Here is a 15,657-nt window from a genome sequence, read left to right as displayed (position 1 = left end):
GAAACCGGGGTCAGTCCCGCAGGGACAGACCCCAAGCATTTACTGGCCCGCCGGCCGCACTGCCGCCAGCGCCCGTCCCAGCGCCTCCGCCAGCCGCGCCACGATCTGTCCCAGGTCCGCATCGGTCGCGATGAACGGCGGCGCCAGCAGGACATGGTCGCCACGCCGGCCGTCCACGGTGCCACCCATCGGATACACCATCAGCCCGCACTCCATCGCCTTGGCCTTCACGGCCGCGTGCAGTTTCAGGTCGGGATCGAACGGCCGCCTGGTCTCGCGGTCCTGCACCAGCTCCAGTCCCAGGAACAGGCCACGGCCGCGGATGTCGCCCACGTGCGGGTGCGTGCCGAACGCGTCGCGCAGCATGCGCCGCAGCGCGGCGCCGCGCACGGTGACGGCGCCCAGCAGGGCATCGCGCTGGATCACCTTCTGCACGGCCAGCGCGGCGGCGGCGGCCACCGGGTGCGCGTTGTACGTGTGCCCGTGCTGGAACACGCCGCTGCCGCTGCGTAAGCGGTCCACGATGTGATCGCGTGCCAGCACGGCGCCCACCGGCTGGTAGCCCGCGGCCAGGCCCTTGCCCAGCGCGACGATGTCCGGCACCACGCCTTCCTGCTCGATCGCGTACAGCGTACCGGTCCGGCCCATGCCGCACATGACTTCGTCGGCGATGAACAGGATGCCGTACTTGTCGCACAACGCGCGCACGCCCTTGAAGTAGCCCGGCGTGGCGGCCACCGCGCCCAGGGTCGCGCCCACCACCGGTTCGGCGCAGAAGCCGATCACGTTCTGGGGGCCCACGTCCAGGATCTTGTGTTCCAGCTCGACGAGCAGGCCGGCCGTGTAGTCGTGCACGTCCTGCGCGGCCGGGCGCTCGCGGTACTCGTAGCAGGGCGATACGCGCGCAACGTCCATCAACAGCGGCTCGAACGGCTTGCGGCGCCACTCGTTGCCGCCCAACGCCAGCGCCCCCAGCGTGTTGCCGTGGTAGCTCTGGCGCCGCGCGATGAAGACGCGCCGCTGCGGTTCGCCGTGCTCGACGAAATACTGGCGGGCCAGCTTCAGCGCTGTCTCGATGGCCTCGGAGCCGCCGGAGACGAGGTAGACGTGATTCAGGTCGCCCGGCGCGCCGTCGGCCAGGCGGGCCGCCAGCTCCTCTGCCACGTCGGTCGTGAAGAAGGCCGAGTGGGCGTACGCCGTCGTCTTCAGCTGCGAGCCGATGGCGGCCAGTACGTCCGGGTGGCTGTGGCCCAGCGACGACACGGCGGCGCCGCCGCTGGCGTCCAGGTACGTGTTGCCGTCGCCGTCGCGCACGTACATGCCGAACGCGCAGACGGCGGTGGGTGGTGCAACCCGCAGGTTGCGGTGGATGAGCTGGGTCATGGTCTCCTCGCGGCAGGGTGGGTAAAGGAACGACCTTAGCCCGCGTCATGTGCGTGCGCTTTGATTTTTGCCTTACCCTGTGCGAATATTTCCGACATGACAGATCGCCTCGGCCCCATTCCTTTCGACGCCATGACACCCGCCCAGCGCGCCGCCGCGCAAGCCGTCATCGACGGTCCCCGGGGCGCCCTGTACGGCCCGTTCGTGCCGCTGTTGCGCAGCCCGGAGCTGATGGCGGCGGCACAGCGGATGGGCGAGTACCTGCGTTACCGCAGCGCGCTGGGCACACGGCTGTCCGAGCTGGCGATCCTCGTCACGGCGCGGCACTGGAACCAGCAGGTGGAGTGGGCGATCCATGCGCCCATCGCGGCGCAGTCGGGCATTGGGCAGGACGTCATCGACGCCATCGCCCGGCACGACGTGCCGGCCGGCCTGGCGCCGGACGAGCAGGCGGTGTTCGACTTCTGCCACGAGCTGCAGCGGGACAAGCGGGTAACGGATGGGACATATGCGGCGGCGCTGGCCTTGTTCGGCGAACACGGCGTGACGGACCTGATGGGATTGAACGGCTACTACACGTTCCTCGCGATGGTGATGAACGCGGCGCAATCGGCCGTGCCACCTTCCACGGCGGCGCCGCTGCCTGACTGAAGCAGCCTGCGGGCTCGCCCTGGCGGCGAACGGGGTAAGGCGAACGAAGTGCGGCAGAGGAACGACGGCGTACGAGAGAATAGCGTACGAGAGACGCGTACGAACGATAGCGTACGAGCGATAGCGTACGAGCGATAGCGTACGAGAGACGGCGTACTACGTGCGGCAGACTTCGGTGCGGCGGACTTCAGTGCCGGCGTACCGGACGATGGCAGCGCTGGCGCTGCAAGTCGGACTTTGGCTCAGGCCTCGACGGACTGCCTGGCCCGCGTCTCGATCTTGCTTAGCGTGGGCATCACGAGCCGGTGCAGGTCCTTGCCGGTGTTGGTGGCGCTGAGCACCACGCGACCGCTGGCGGCCTCGGCGACAGCCCAGTTCAGCAAGGTCAACGCGTCGCGCAAGACATCCGCTGCCTTGACGGGACCGCCGATGGTGTCCTGAATGTTACGCAGAAAATCGTCATCTACATTCAGTCGAACTTCCATAAGGACTCCCTCGAAACTTTGGAATGATCCAAACAATATAGCACGCCAATGTGCCGGAATCCGGCGCGTACGGCGCAATCTCTGTGTTGCGACAACAGGCGCGCGGCCGCAGTGGCGGCCGCAAGACGGGCTGGCGCGACGGTCAGCCCAGCACTTTGCGCAGCCACGCGCCCATGTGCACGATCTCTTCCTGGCACACGGAATGCTGCATCGGATACTCGTGCCACTCGACCTGGTAGCCCAGCGCCAGCAGCAGGTCGCGCGACGCGATGGCACGCTGCACGGGGATGACGGGATCCATGCGGCCGTGCACGAGGAAGATCGGCACCTGCTTCGATGCTTCGCTGCGCTCGGCGGCGACCTTGTCGGCCAGCGGCACGTAGCCGGACAGGCACAGCAGCCCGCCCAGCTTTTCCGGATGGCGCAGGCCCGTCTGCAGCGTCATCGCGCACCCTTGGGAGAAGCCGGCCAGCACGATACGATGCGCCTTGATGCCGCGCGCCTTTTCGCGCGCGATCAGCGCCTCGACCAGCAGCTGCGATGCACGCAGGCCCTTCTCGTCTTCCTGCCGGCCCAGGTCCGTATGGACGATGTCGTACCAGGCGCGCATGACGTAGCCGCCGTTGATCGACACGGGCATCGTATTGGCATGGGGGAAGATGAAGCGGATGCCGGGCAGTCCCTTCAGGTCCAGCTCCTGCACGATGGGGACGAAGTCGTTGCCGTCGGCGCCCAGGCCATGCAACACGATGACGGCGATTTCCGGGTGGTCCGAGGTGCTGACCTCGATGCTTTGCAACACGTCGCTCATGGGTTCCTTGGGTCCTTGATTCCTAGATTTTCAACGGGGCGGGCGCGGGCCGCACGGCCGATTTCGGCCGGAACGCCTGGCACACCGCCGGATCGGTTTCGATGTAGGGGCCGCCGATCAGGTCGATACAGTAGGGCACGGCGGCAAAGATGCCGGCCACGACCTGCTTGCCGTCCGCATCCTTGACGCCTTCCAGCGTCTCCTTGATGGACTTCGGCTGGCCCGGCAGGTTCATGATCAGGCAGGCGTGCTGCGCCGACTCGCGAATGACCGCCACCTGGCGCGACAGGATCGCCGTCGGCACGAAGCGCAGGCTGATCTGGCGCATCTGCTCGCCGAAGCCCGGCATTTCCTTGGTGGCCACGGCCAGCGTCGCTTCCGGCGTGACGTCGCGCCGGGCCGGGCCGGTACCGCCTGTCGTCAGCACGAGGTGGCAGCCGACCGTGTCGGCCAGCTCCACCAGCGTGGCTTCGATGGTGGCGCGCTCGTCCGGGATCAGGCGCGTCTCCACGCGGTAGGCCGTCGTGATGGCGCTTTTCAGCCAGTCTTCCAGGGCCGGGATGCCCTGGTCCTGGTAGACGCCGCCGCTGGCGCGGTCGGAGATGGAGACCAGGCCGATGACCAGGTCGACGTTGTCGACGGCGTTACTCGTCATCGCCTTCCTCGTCGTCGTCCCCACCCTCGTCGCCCTCGGCGGCAGCGGCCTTGGCGGCGCCCCGTGCCTTGGCGTCCAGCTCCTTGAGGATCTGGAAGATCTCGCGGTAGGCCTTCGGCGGCTTGTTCTCGGCCTGCTCCTTGCGGGCATTGCGGATCAGCGTGCGCAGGTGCTGCACGTCCAGTTCCGGGTGCTCGGCCAGCAGCACGGTCAGCGCCTGGTCGTCCGCCAGCAGCTTCTCGCGGCGGCGTTCCAGTGCGTGCAGCGCGGCCGTATCGGCCTTCGATGCGCCTTTCCAGCCTTCGATGGTGCGCTGGATGATGGCTATTTCCTCTTCCGACAGGGTACGCATCTTCTTGCCGACGAACTGAAGCTGGCGGCGGCGGCCCTCGTGGTTCTTGATATTCTGGCACTCCAGAATCGCATCCCGGACGTCCTCCGGCATCGGCACGCGCTTGACGCGGTCGCGTGGCTGGTCCACCAGCTCGTGACCCAGGTCCTGCAACGCGTCGGACTGGCGTTTGAGTTCGGTTTTGGATGGGCGGTCGTATTTCTCTTCGAATTCGGAAGACTGGAAGCCGACGGAGCCCCGGTTTGGATTTGGCATGATAAGGAAAGTAAGAAGGCGCGCCACGAAAGCACGCCTGTAAAAACGGTAAACGGCTGCTATGATAACCGTTTTAACGCTTAGCCCACCAAAACACCCTATGAGCGAATCCCACTTCACCCACAGCCAGGACCAGTTGAAACAGCTTGCGCAGGACGTTCTGGCCTACGCACGCGAGAAGGGCGGCACCGATGCCGCCGTCGAGATCAGCGAAGGTAGCGGGTTGTCGGTGTCGGTTCGCAAGAGCAAGATCGAGACGATCGAGCAGAACAAGGACAAGGGGCTGGGCGTGACGGTGTTCGTCGGCAAGAAGCGCGGCAACGCCTCCACGTCGGACTTCTCTGCCGCGTCGCTGCGGGCCACCGTGGAGGCGGCCTACAACATCGCGCGCTTCACGGCGGACGACGACTGTGCCGGCCTGGCCGAGGAAGAGCTGCTGGAGAAGAACCCGCGCGACCTGGAGCTGTTCTACCCGTGGCCCATCACCACGGAAGAAGCGGTCGTGCTGGCCCAGCGTGCCGAGGCGGCCGCGTTTGCCGTCGACCCGCGCATCACCAACAGCGAAGGCGCCGGCGTGCATGTGCAGCAGTCGCACTTCGTGTCGGCCAACTCGCGCGGCTTCATGGGCGGCTACCCCTATTCGCGCCACACCATCTCCGCCACGCCGATCGCGGGCAAGGGTGCGCACATGCAGCGCGACGACTGGTACAGCTCCGTGCGCGATCCGAAGAAACTGGCCACGCCGGAAGCCATCGGCCGCTACGCCGCCGAGCGCGCGCTGGCCCGGCTGCACGCGCGCCAGATGACCACCCGCACGTGTCCCGTGCTGTTCGAGGCGCCGCTGGCCGCCGGCATCCTGGGCGCGTTCGTGCAAGCCACGTCGGGCGGCGCGCTGTACCGCAAGTCCACGTTCCTGCTCGATACGCTGGGCAAGGCCGTGTTCCCGGACCATATCAACGTGACGGAAGACCCGCACGTCGTCGGCGGCATCGGTTCCGCGCCGTTCGACGAGGAGGGCGTGCGCACGCAGTACCGCGATGTCGTCAAGGATGGCGTGCTGCAGGGCTACTTCCTGTCCACCTACTCGGCCCGCAAGCTGGGCATGCAGACGACGGGCAACGCGGGCGGCTCGCACAACCTGTCGCTGACGTCGAAACTGACGCAAGCGGGCGACGACTTCGCCGGCATGCTGAAGAAGATGGGCACGGGCCTCCTGGTCACGGAGCTGATGGGGCAGGGCACCAACTACGTCACCGGCGACTATTCGCGCGGCGCGTCGGGCTACTGGGTCGAGAACGGCATCATCCAGTACCCGGTCGAGGAAATCACGATCGCCGGCAACATGAAGGAGATGTTCCAGCAGATCGTCGGCATCGGCAACGACGTGCTGGTGCGCGGCACCAAGCAGACCGGCTCGATCCTGATCGAGAAGATGGTCGTTGCGGGGAATTGACCGGCACGATATTTTCGTTGCAACGCCGATAGCGTTTCCCTACACTGTGTCGAGTAATAACGTTTTCCGAACGTCATAAAAACACAGGAGACACACCCGTATGGAACGCCGTTCCTTTCTGACCAAGGCCGCCGCCGGTGCCGGCGCCGGCCTGATCGCCGCACCCGCCCTGGCGCAAACGCAACCCACCATCAACTGGCGCCTGGCTTCCAGCTTCCCCAAGTCGCTCGACACGATCTTCGGCGCCTCCGACATCTTTACCAAGCGCATCTCGCAGCTGACCGGCGGCAAGTTCAACATCCGCTCGTTCGCGGCCGGGGAAATCGTGCCGGGCCTGCAGGTGATGGACGCCGTGCAGGCGGGTACCGTCGAATGCGGCCACAGCGCGTCGTACTACTACTTCGGCAAGGATGCCACGTTCTCGTTCGACTGCGCGGTGCCGTTCGGCCTGACGTCGCGCCAGCACACGGCGTGGTATGACCAGGGTGGCGGGCGCGAGCTGACGCGGGCGTTCTTCAAGGACTACAACATCATCAATTTCCTGGGCGGGAACTCGGGCACGCAGATGGGCGGCTGGTTCCGCAAGGAGATCAAGTCGGTCGCGGACCTGAAAGGCACCAAGATGCGCGTGGCGGGCTTTGCCGGCCGCGTGCTGGAACGCCTGGGCGTCGTGCCGCAGCAGCTGGCCGGTGGCGATATCTACCCGGCGCTGGAAAAGGGCACCATCGACGCGGCCGAATGGGTGGGCCCGTACGACGACGAGAAGCTGGGCTTCTTCAAGGTCGCGCCGTTCTACTATGCGCCCGGCTGGTGGGAAGCGTCGGCCTCGTTCTCGTTCTATGTCAACCTGAAGGAATGGGAAAAGCTGCCGAAGGAATACCAGGCCGCGGTGGAAGTGGCGACGTACGAGGCGCACGTGGGCATGCAGGCCGAGTACGACGTCAAGAACCCGACCGCACTGGCGCGCCTGTTGAAGAACGGCGTCAAGCTGCGCAACTATCCGAAGGATGTGATGGACGCGTGCTACAAGACGGCCACGCAGGTGATGGAAGAGGAAGCGGCGAAGAACGCCAAGTTCAAGAAGATCTACGAGCCGTGGAAGCGCTTCCGCCAGGACCAGAACCAGTGGGCCTCCGTGGCCGAGGCCACGATGCAGAACTACCTGATCAGCGCCGGCCGCGCCGCGAAGTAAGAGGCATTGGGGTCTGTCCCCCGCAGGGGACCGACCCCGAAGTTCGTCGTCGACTTCCGCCATTCGAGCCGACTTCGGGGTCAGTCCCTGAAGGGACAGACCCCCGCAACTTCGCGCGGCCCGTACTCTACTTGCACCACCGGCTGCGCGGCACCCCGCAGCTGATCAAGCTCCCCACGTCCGGATTCGGCAGGTACCCCAGGTGCGCCGTCACCGGATTCTCCAGCAAGCCGAGATAGGTGCGGTCGTTCGATACCAGCACATTGTGCACGATGGCGCCCGGATAGCGTTCCGGCGGCAGCGTGTACGACAAGAGGTCGTTCGGGTCCGTGAACGCGATCAACGTCAGCGCGGCCAGCGGGACGCGGCGGTCCTTCGCCTCGCCCTGGCGTTTTTCCAGCAGCTTCGCCAGGCTGTCCGGCGGCGCGGCCTGCACGGCCACGCCGGCATCCGGCTGCGGCACCTGCTCGGCCGTGTGCAGCAGCGGGATCTGGTTGGCCGCCATGATCAGGTAGGCCATGCGCCGCACGTCGCGCAGCGCGCTCTCCCGTGCCCGGCTCGACGTTTCCTCTTCCGTCATCGCCACCAGCGTGTCGAACAGGATCTTGCTGCCCAGGCTTTCCGAGATGACGACCAGCGGCGCCAGCGGGTCCGCATCCGCCGTGGCCTCCAGGATGGCCTCGCGCATGCGCGCCTGCATTGCCTGCCGGCCCACGCCCTGGTAGATCAGCGCATCGGGCAGGCAATCGTCGACCAGCTTGTTCTTCAGGCGCGCGTTGATGCGGGCGCGCTGGTGCGGGAAGGGTGGCGTTTCCGTGCAGATGGCCGCCTGGTCGCTGCGGTCGTAGCACAGTTGCTGCTTGATGGGCGTCGTCAGCGGCGACCAGATCAGCGACTTGATGCGCAGCGGGCCTTGCGGCGTGTCGATGCGGGCAGGAACGATCACGATGCCGCTGCCGCCGGAGCGTGTACGCGTCGGGCTGACGTTGGCCGCCAGCTGTTTTGCCAGCGTGGCAACGGTGTCGTCGGCCCAGGTGGTGTCGTGGGTGCACATGCCGTGCACCAGCAGGACGTCGGCGCCGCCGGCCTTGGCGACGAAGTCGATCAGGCCGGGGAACTTCGCGTCCGCCTCCAGGAATTGCGGCGGGCGGTACGGGGTCGTGCATCCTGTCAGCAGGACCAGCAGGCAAAGACCGGACAAGATGCTGCGCATGATCGCCTCCCGCGTGTCGTCGATGCTGCGATGATAAGCCCGCCGGCGGCGCTTGCGTGCATCCGTTTATTCGCTCATTCGATATACATCACCTTGGCCTGCGGGTCGGTCGCGCGCACGAAGTTGACGATCGAGACGGTCGTCACCGTATCGATCTGGCCCGCCATGCGGCGCTCGAACGGATGGTCGTCGAAGGCCACGTTGGCGCGGAACATGCGCCCGCCCAGCCGCGTCAGCGAGCGCACCCGGATCGTCACGGGAGCATAGCCGGCCTGCTTCAGCCAGTTCTGCGCCTCGGCGCGGGTTTCCACCTGGCCCTTCGGCGCGGCCGCCGCCGCGTAGGTCTCCAGCACCCACTGGTTGGAGTTCTGGTAGCGGGTGGAGTACACGTACGACAGCATGTTGTACTTCGGCTCGTGCAGCCGGCGCGCGGTGCGGCTGGCGACCAGCTGCGCCAGGCGTTCCTGCGTGGCGCCATCCGGAATCACGACCTCCGCCTCGTAGCGGTACAGGTCGGACAGGAAGAAGTTGCCCAGCCCTTCGTTGTACAGGTTCGAGCCGGCCGTGCCGCACTCGTTCAGCTCATGCACGACGGTCCAGCGGCCCTCCGGATGGTCGCGCACGACGATGCCCATGTGGGAATACTTCAAGCCGTACTTGGACAGGTCCTGGCCCACGCGCGAGACCAGCGCGACCTGGGCGCCGCTGGCGTCGAGCGTATCGAAGGTCTTCTTCGCCAGGTCCATCGACTTGACGGTGTCCGCGACCGACAGCGGCTTTTCCTCGCAGTGGCGGCCGGCCCACGCGGGTGTGGCCAGGGTGAGGCAGGCCACCAGCAACCAGCGCTTCATTCAGCTTGCCTCCGAGTGGTGCAGCAGCGCCTTGCCCAGTTCATTCGGGATAAACGCCAGCACCTTGCCAGAGGCGACCAGCATGTGGCCGGTGGACGTGGCGACGACGTCCAGCGCCGTGCTGGCGCCGATCGACAGTGTCTGCGCGCCCTGGCCGGACAGGCGCACGGTGGCGCGGCTGGTGTCCGCCAGGCTTTTCAGCACCACCTCGATGCCATCGCCCACGGTCTTGACGGACTCGACGACCACGCTGCCGCCGGCACCGACCGTGACGATGGAGCCCAGCACGACGGGGCCCGACAGGTAGCTGAGGCCTTGCGAGCCGGCGGAAGGATCGGCGTGGGCAGGGGCGGCGGCGCAGGTGGCCGCCAGCAGGATGGCACTGATGAAACGTTTCATGCGGTAACTCCAGGGGTAACGTGCCGCGATCATCGCCGATCCGCGCGAGGCCCGCAATCGACTTGCACGATGCTAGCGATCAGCCGGCCTTGCCGCTCCGGATCAAGGCCTTGCCGGCTTCGTTCGGGATGAACGCCAGCGCCTTGCCGGAAGCCATCAGCACGTGGCCCGTGCCCGTGGCAACGACCTGCACGGCCGTGCCGGCGGCAACGGAGAGGCCCTGGGCCGCTTTACCGGACAGCCGGACCGTCGCGGTGCTGCCGTCGACGAGGTTCTTCAGCAACAGTTCCAGGCCGTCACCGACCGTCTGCACGCTGGCGACCACCAGGCTGCCGCCGACAGCCACCGTGACGAGCGAACCGGCGACCAGGGAACCGGTGACTTCGCTCACGGCCGCCGACGGCGCGGAGGCGTCGGCGGCGCTGGCGACAGGCGCGGCGGCGCAGGTGAAGCAGAGCAGGGAGGCAAACAGCAAGCGTTTCATGGTGGAGTCCGGTGAGTGGTCAGTGGCGCCATGATGGCCGGGTTTGGCGGCGCCGACAACGGCCGTGATGCAAGTAACTCATCTACAACATCGTGGTATCATTTTTCGATACTTTTTATGGTGGAGATGTCGAATGTCCAGTTCTGCGCTGCTGGTCGATGCGTTGAAACGCCAATTGAAGCAACGCGGCATCACGTACGGGATGCTGGCCCGGCAGATCGACATGTCGGAGGCCAGCGTCAAGCGCCTGTTTGCCGAGCGCAGTTTCTCGCTGGCGCGGCTGGAGCAGGTGCTGGGCGTGCTGGGCATCGATTTCGTCGAGCTGGCGCATGCCGCCGCCGATGCACCGCAGTTGATCGCGCAGCTGACGTATGCGCAGGAGGAAGAGCTGATCGGCGACCTCCGCCTGCTGGTGGTGGCCGTCGCGGCGCTGAACGAGGTGCCGCTGGAGCGCATCGTGGCGACGTACCGCCTCACGGAGGCGGAAGCGGTGCAGTGCCTGCTGCGTCTCGACCGTATCGGCTTCCTGGTGCTGAAGCCGAACAACCGCGTCAAGCTGCTGGTGGCGCGCACGTTCGGCTGGATTCCCGATGGGCCGATCCAGAACTGGTTCCGCCGCGAGGCGTATGGGGATTACCTGGACGCGCATTTCGACGGCCAGGGCGAATTGCTGCGCCTCGTCAGCGTGATGCTGTCGCCGGCCTCGTCGCGCGCGCTGCTGGAGCGGCTGCGCCAGGTGGCCGACGAGTTCTCGCGCCAGCACCAGGAGGATGCCCGGCTGCCGTACGAAGAGCGGCATGCCGTGACGTTCCTGCTGGCCGCGCGGCCATGGGTGCCGCAGGCGTTCAAGGCGTTGTTGCGATAGAAATCCGCAGGCGACAGGCACCGATCCGGGCGAAGTCATTCGCCCGGATCAGCGCCTGTCACCATGGGTCATGCCGTTACCGGCGCAGTGCCCGCAGCACCGGCTGCAGCACGGCCGCACCCAGCTTCATGGAGCGGGCGCCGTTCCAGCCGTTGACCGGATCGGGATCGTTGGCGTTGTCCTTGAACGGCATCTCCAGCGTCAGCGCCAGGCAGCCGAAGGCGTGCGTCGCGTGCGGCGAACCCATCGTCAGTACCTCCGGCGTGAACGGCGCGTCCGGGTAGCCGAATTCGCTCTGGAAGTCCGGGCTGGCGATCTTGAAGTCCTCGATGAAGCGCTCCTGCTCGGCCTTCTGCTCGGGCGTGAAATTCTCCAGCGAGTCGCTGCCGGCCACGAATACGTACGGCAGGCCTTCGTCGCCATGGATGTCCAGGAACAGGTCGCAGCCCGTCTCCAGCATCTTCTGCTTGACGAGGTAGACTTCCGGCGCACGTTCCATCGTCGGCGTGTGCCACTCGCGATTGAGGTTGGCGCCGGCCGCGTTGGTGCGCAGGTTGCCGCGCACGGAGCCGTCCGGGTTCATGTTCGGCACGACGTAGAACACGGCTTCCTTCAGGCACTGGCTGGCGAACGGGTCGGCCGGATCCAGCAGCGCTTCCAGCATGCCTTCCACGAACCACTCCGCCATCGTCTCGCCCGGGTGCTGGCGCGCGATGACCCAGACCTTCTTCGGCGCGTCCTCGTCGCCCACGATCAGCATGTTCAGGTCGCGCCCTTCCACGGTGCTGCCCAGGTCGACCAGCTGCGCCAGCGGCGACAGCTGCGCGCTGTCCAGCAGCGCCAGGTGGCGTTCCCACGAATACGGCTCGAAGTAGGCGTAGTAGACGCTGTCGTATTCGGGCGTGTGCTCGATCGTCATGACTTCGCCGTCGAAGCTGGTCGGCACGCGGAACCACGTGTCGCGGTCGTAGCTGGCCACGGCCTGGTAGTCCTGCCAGCCGTCGGCATAGGCGGCCTTGCCGGCATTCATGAAGCGGATGGTCAGCTCGGTGGCCTGCGCGCCCTGCACGCGGAAGTAGAACCACTGGATGATGTCGGCGTGGGAGTCCTTGCGGATATTGACGTCGATGTCGCCCGCGCTGGTAACGCTGACGACGTCGATGGCGCCAGCATCGAACTGGCTGCTGATCTTGATAGACATTGTGTGTCCTGGTGATGTTTGGGAGGCGCGCGTGGCGCGAAGGCGACATGATACCGGCTTTGCCCGGCGGTGGCACGGGGCACTGTGGCCTTTTCGATAATCCCCGCTACAATGGCCCGCAGCATTTGCTCATCCAGGAGACTTCATGCAACGCCGTTCCTTTCTGAAGAATACCGCCGTCGCCGCCGGCGCCGGCACCATCGCGACACCCGCGCTGGCGCAGGTCCAGCCCACGATCAACTGGCGCCTGGCGTCCAGCTTCCCCAAGACGCTCGACACCATCGCCGGCTCCGCCGAGAACTTCGTCAAGCGCGTGGCCCAGCTCACGGGCGGCAAGTTCCTGATCCGCCAGTTCGCCGCCGGCGAGATCGTGCCGGGCCTGCAGGTGATGGACGCCGTGCAGGCGGGCACCGTGGAAATCGGCCACACCCCCGCGTACTACTACTTCGGCAAGGACCCCACGTTCGCGTTCGACTGCGCGGTGCCGTTCGGCCTGACGTCGCGCCAGCAGACGGCGTGGTTCGACCAGGGCGGCGGGCGCGAGCTGCTGCGCGAGTTCTACAAGGGCTACGGCATCGTCAACTTCATGGGCGGGAACACAGGCACGCAGATGGGCGGCTGGTACCGCAAGGAGATCAAGTCCGTCGCCGACCTGAAGGGCCTGAAGATGCGCGTCGCCGGTTTCGCCGGCCGCGTGATGGAGCGCATGGGCGTGGTGCCGCAGCAGATCCCCGCCGGCGATGTCTACGCCGCGCTGGAGAAGGGCACGATCGATGCGGCCGAGTGGGTCGGCCCGTACGACGACGAGAAACTGGGCCTGGCCCGCGTGGCGCCGTTCTACTACTCGCCGGGCTGGTGGGAAGCGGGGCCGCAGCTGTCGTTCTACGTCAACCAGAAGGAATGGGACAAGCTGCCGAAGCAATACCAGGCCGCGCTGGAAGCGGCCAGCTACGAATGCCATGTCGTCATGCAGGCCGAGTACGACACGAAGAACCCGGCCGCGCTGGCGCGCCTGATGAAGAACGGCGCCAAGCTGCGCAACTTCAGCAAGGATGTGATGGACGCCGCCTACAAGCATTCCACGGCCGTGATGGAGGAAGAGGCGGCGAAAAACGCCAAGTTCCGCAAGATCTACGAACCCTGGAAGAAATTCCGCCACGACCAGAACCAATGGGCCTCCGTCGCGGAAGCCACGATGCAGAACTACCTGATCAGCGCAGGGCGCAAATAAGCGGCAAACAAGGCAACGGCCGAGCCCGTGTCCACCTTGGGGTCACACCCCGACAAAGACACGAGCTCAGCCGCAGTAGGTACGGGCATGGACAGCCCAGTCCGTGTCCGTGTCGGGGTGTGACCCCACGGTGGACACGAACGCTAGCGTAGCCCGCCGAAACGGTCGTAAAACGTCGGCTCCAGCGCCGGCGTGGCGGCGTCCTCGCGCCGCAGCGCGTCGAAGATGTGCTGTTCCGCTGCCTCGTAGGTTGCCAGGTACAGCTGCCGCGCCAGCTCGAACGCGGCGGCGCCGGGCCATGGTTCCGGCAGCAGCTCGACCGGCAACTGCGGGTCGTGCAGCTGCACGCGCCGGTAGGCATGGATGACGAGCGTGCGCACCATGAATGCCTGCTCGGGCGACAGCTCGCCTTTCAATAACTCCCGCAACGGCGCCACGCGTTCGATGAAGCGCTGGTAGCCGCCGATCACCTCCGACAGATCCCAGCCCTCGGCCACCAGCTCGGCCAGCGGCTTGCCCTGCACGCCCGGCAGCTGCGCCGCCTGCACGACATAGACCTTGCCGCGCATGCCGAGGCGGCCCAGCAGGTCGTCCAGCGCGGCCGCGTCGGCGGCCGGGTGCCCCGCGATGCCCTGCGCGACGACCGCATAACCTTCCCACAGCAGTTCCTTGCGCAACGTCGCGCGCTCGGTGGCCGTCAGCCCGGCGGTGCCCAGCACGAACGTCCAGCTGCCGTGCCAGTGCACGTTGGGCGCTGCATACACACGCCGGAACGCGCGCGTAAACCGCTGCATCGCCTCCGGTGTGATGGCGTAGTTGCTGCGGCGGCCGTCGCGCTGCGCGCCCAGCCAGCCCTCCTGCGCCAGGCGGAAGATCGACGTGCGCAGCAGCCGGTCGTTGATGCCGAACGGCGCCGCCAGCTCGATCAGGCTGCCCAGCCACGCCATCCCGCCGTGCGGCACGACGGCGTCGCCGAAGATCGTCATCAGGAGGGACTTGGAGCGGGGCGGGTCGAGGGTCAGGGACTGGTCGATCCAGTCGCCTACTGAAGAAGGAGTACGCATGACGGCTATTGTAAGCTGGCCCAACAGGATACGGAAATTCAATATGACACAAAAAAGACGTAGTCAAACAGGATTATGTATCGTATGATGTTTTCAACCAGGAGGAGACATGTACGCACAAATGGTGGAAACCGGACTGAAAAACGTCCGCACGCTGGACGACATGAGCGAGGAAGAGCGCCTGTTCCAGGAGCGCATCGACGCCGGCGTCAAGATCGAGGCCAAGGACTGGATGCCGGAGGCGTACCGCAAGACGCTGATCCGGCAGATCTCCCAGCACGCCCACTCCGAAATCGTCGGCCAATTGCCAGAGGGAAATTGGGTAACGCGCGCGCCGACCTTGAAACGCAAATCGATCCTGCTGGCCAAGATCCAGGACGAAGCGGGTCACGGCCTGTACCTGTACAGCGCCGCCGAGACGCTGGGCGTGTCGCGCGACGAGCTGCTGGCCGCCCTGCACTCGGGTAAAGCGAAATACTCCAGCATCTTCAACTACCCGACGTTGTCGTGGGCCGACATGGGCGCCATCGGCTGGCTCGTCGACGGCTCCGCCATCATCAACCAGATCCCGCTGTGCCGCTGCTCGTACGGCCCGTATTCGCGCGCCATGATCCGCGTCTGCAAGGAAGAGTCGTTCCATGCGCGCCAGGGCTACGACATCATGATGTCGCTGGCCAAGGGCACGCCGGAGCAGAAGGCCATGGCGCAGGATGCGCTGAACCGCTGGTGGTGGCCGTCCTTGATGATGTTCGGCCCGTCGGACGCCGAGTCGGTCAACAGCGCGCAGTCCACCCAATGGCGCATCAAGCTGTTCTCGAACGACGAGCTGCGCCAGCGCATGGTCGACCAGACCGTGCCCCAGGCCGAGTACCTGGGCCTGACGATTCCCGACCCCGACCTGAAGTGGAATGCCGAGACGGGCCATTACGAGTTCGGCGAGATCGACTGGGCCGAGTTCCACGCTGTCCTGAAGGGCAACGGCCCCTGCAACCGCGAGCGCCTGCGCACGCGCGTCAAGGCCTGGGAAGACGGCGAATGGTTCCGCGAGGCGCTCGTCGCGCATGCGGAAAAACACGCCGGGAAAAAAGCAAACACCAAGGCCGCGGCCTGAG

General features: G+C 66.2%; 17 protein-coding genes. 6 read left to right on the top strand and 11 right to left on the bottom strand.

Annotation, left to right across the window (positions count from 1 at the left end; genetic code table 11):
• Positions 1 to 39 precede the first annotated feature (39 nt).
• On the bottom strand, positions 40 to 1,383 hold the full coding sequence (locus tag PX653_RS17795) for an aspartate aminotransferase family protein (RefSeq protein ID WP_277414083.1): 1,344 nt from the start codon (positions 1,381 to 1,383) through the stop codon (positions 40 to 42).
• A 96-nt stretch (positions 1,384 to 1,479) separates the two neighbouring features.
• On the opposite strand from PX653_RS17795, the gene PX653_RS17790 reads away from it, so the two are divergent.
• Positions 1,480 to 2,034, top strand: a complete 555-nt coding sequence (locus PX653_RS17790) for a carboxymuconolactone decarboxylase family protein (protein WP_277414082.1) — start codon at positions 1,480 to 1,482, stop codon at positions 2,032 to 2,034.
• A 242-nt stretch (positions 2,035 to 2,276) separates the two neighbouring features.
• Here the strand turns inward: PX653_RS17790 and PX653_RS17785 are convergent, their stop codons facing one another.
• The 4 genes from PX653_RS17785 to yjgA form a co-directional block, all read right to left on the bottom strand.
• A complete protein-coding gene (locus PX653_RS17785) occupies positions 2,277 to 2,519 on the bottom strand; it encodes a hypothetical protein (protein ID WP_277414081.1) in 243 nt (80 codons plus the stop codon).
• Between the two features lie 142 nt (positions 2,520 to 2,661).
• Positions 2,662 to 3,330, bottom strand: a complete 669-nt coding sequence (locus PX653_RS17780) for an alpha/beta hydrolase (protein WP_277414080.1) — start codon at positions 3,328 to 3,330, stop codon at positions 2,662 to 2,664.
• 22 nt (positions 3,331 to 3,352) lie between these two features.
• On the bottom strand, positions 3,353 to 3,985 hold the full coding sequence (mog, locus tag PX653_RS17775; protein ID WP_277414079.1) for a molybdopterin adenylyltransferase: 633 nt from the start codon (positions 3,983 to 3,985) through the stop codon (positions 3,353 to 3,355).
• A complete protein-coding gene (gene yjgA / locus PX653_RS17770; protein ID WP_277414078.1) occupies positions 3,975 to 4,592 on the bottom strand; it encodes a ribosome biogenesis factor YjgA in 618 nt (205 codons plus the stop codon). Before yjgA ends, mog begins: the two co-directional genes overlap by 11 nt.
• A 100-nt stretch (positions 4,593 to 4,692) precedes the next feature.
• On the opposite strand from yjgA, the gene pmbA reads away from it, so the two are divergent.
• Positions 4,693 to 6,045 carry a metalloprotease PmbA gene (gene pmbA / locus PX653_RS17765; protein ID WP_277414077.1) on the top strand — a complete coding sequence of 451 codons (1,353 nt, stop codon included), beginning with the start codon at positions 4,693 to 4,695 and terminating at the stop codon, positions 6,043 to 6,045.
• Positions 6,046 to 6,145: 100 nt separating this feature from the next.
• The gene (locus PX653_RS17760) at positions 6,146 to 7,237 is read left to right on the top strand and encodes a TRAP transporter substrate-binding protein (RefSeq protein WP_277414076.1); all 1,092 of its coding nucleotides are present in this window, start codon (positions 6,146 to 6,148) and stop codon (positions 7,235 to 7,237) included.
• 127 nt (positions 7,238 to 7,364) lie between these two features.
• Here PX653_RS17760 and PX653_RS17755 read toward each other — a convergent pair whose 3' ends face one another.
• The 4 genes from PX653_RS17755 to PX653_RS17740 all read right to left on the bottom strand — a co-directional run bounded on the left by PX653_RS17755 (position 7,365) and on the right by PX653_RS17740 (position 10,184).
• Positions 7,365 to 8,450 carry a hypothetical protein gene (locus PX653_RS17755; protein ID WP_277414075.1) on the bottom strand — a complete coding sequence of 362 codons (1,086 nt, stop codon included), beginning with the start codon at positions 8,448 to 8,450 and terminating at the stop codon, positions 7,365 to 7,367.
• A 74-nt stretch (positions 8,451 to 8,524) separates the two neighbouring features.
• On the bottom strand, positions 8,525 to 9,301 hold the full coding sequence (locus PX653_RS17750) for a DUF2145 domain-containing protein (RefSeq protein ID WP_277414074.1): 777 nt from the start codon (positions 9,299 to 9,301) through the stop codon (positions 8,525 to 8,527).
• Positions 9,302 to 9,700, bottom strand: coding sequence for a hypothetical protein (locus tag PX653_RS17745; protein WP_277414073.1), 399 nt, complete (start codon positions 9,698 to 9,700; stop codon positions 9,302 to 9,304).
• Positions 9,701 to 9,779: 79 nt separating this feature from the next.
• Positions 9,780 to 10,184 (bottom strand): hypothetical protein, encoded by a 405-nt coding sequence (locus PX653_RS17740; protein WP_277414072.1) that lies wholly within the window; start codon positions 10,182 to 10,184, stop codon positions 9,780 to 9,782.
• Between the two features lie 133 nt (positions 10,185 to 10,317).
• On the opposite strand from PX653_RS17740, the gene PX653_RS17735 reads away from it, so the two are divergent.
• Complete coding sequence (locus tag PX653_RS17735; RefSeq protein ID WP_277414071.1) at positions 10,318 to 11,049, top strand: helix-turn-helix domain-containing protein; 732 nt, start codon at positions 10,318 to 10,320, stop codon at positions 11,047 to 11,049.
• A gap of 76 nt (positions 11,050 to 11,125) precedes the next feature.
• Here PX653_RS17735 and PX653_RS17730 read toward each other — a convergent pair whose 3' ends face one another.
• Positions 11,126 to 12,250: a M14 family metallopeptidase gene (locus tag PX653_RS17730; protein ID WP_277414070.1), complete on the bottom strand. Its 1,125-nt coding sequence runs from the start codon at positions 12,248 to 12,250 to the stop codon at positions 11,126 to 11,128.
• Positions 12,251 to 12,395: 145 nt separating this feature from the next.
• Here PX653_RS17730 and PX653_RS17725 point away from each other — a divergent pair, with 145 nt between their 5' ends.
• Entirely contained in the window at positions 12,396 to 13,481 is a 1,086-nt protein-coding gene (locus tag PX653_RS17725; protein ID WP_277414069.1) for a TRAP transporter substrate-binding protein, read from the top strand.
• A 143-nt stretch (positions 13,482 to 13,624) separates the two neighbouring features.
• On the opposite strand, the gene PX653_RS17720 is transcribed toward PX653_RS17725, so the two are convergent.
• On the bottom strand, positions 13,625 to 14,545 hold the full coding sequence (locus PX653_RS17720; protein WP_277414068.1) for a PaaX family transcriptional regulator: 921 nt from the start codon (positions 14,543 to 14,545) through the stop codon (positions 13,625 to 13,627).
• A 109-nt stretch (positions 14,546 to 14,654) separates the two neighbouring features.
• Here PX653_RS17720 and paaA point away from each other — a divergent pair, with 109 nt between their 5' ends.
• Complete coding sequence (gene paaA, locus PX653_RS17715) at positions 14,655 to 15,656, top strand: 1,2-phenylacetyl-CoA epoxidase subunit PaaA (RefSeq protein WP_277414067.1); 1,002 nt, start codon at positions 14,655 to 14,657, stop codon at positions 15,654 to 15,656.
• Position 15,657: the final 1 nt, after the last annotated feature.

Source organism: Pseudoduganella chitinolytica, from assembly GCF_029028125.1.
GTDB classification, from domain to species: domain Bacteria; phylum Pseudomonadota; class Gammaproteobacteria; order Burkholderiales; family Burkholderiaceae_D; genus Rugamonas; species Rugamonas chitinolytica.
The sequence above is the reverse complement of the archived record's forward strand: the minus strand, read 5'-3'. Positions and strand labels throughout refer to the sequence as shown.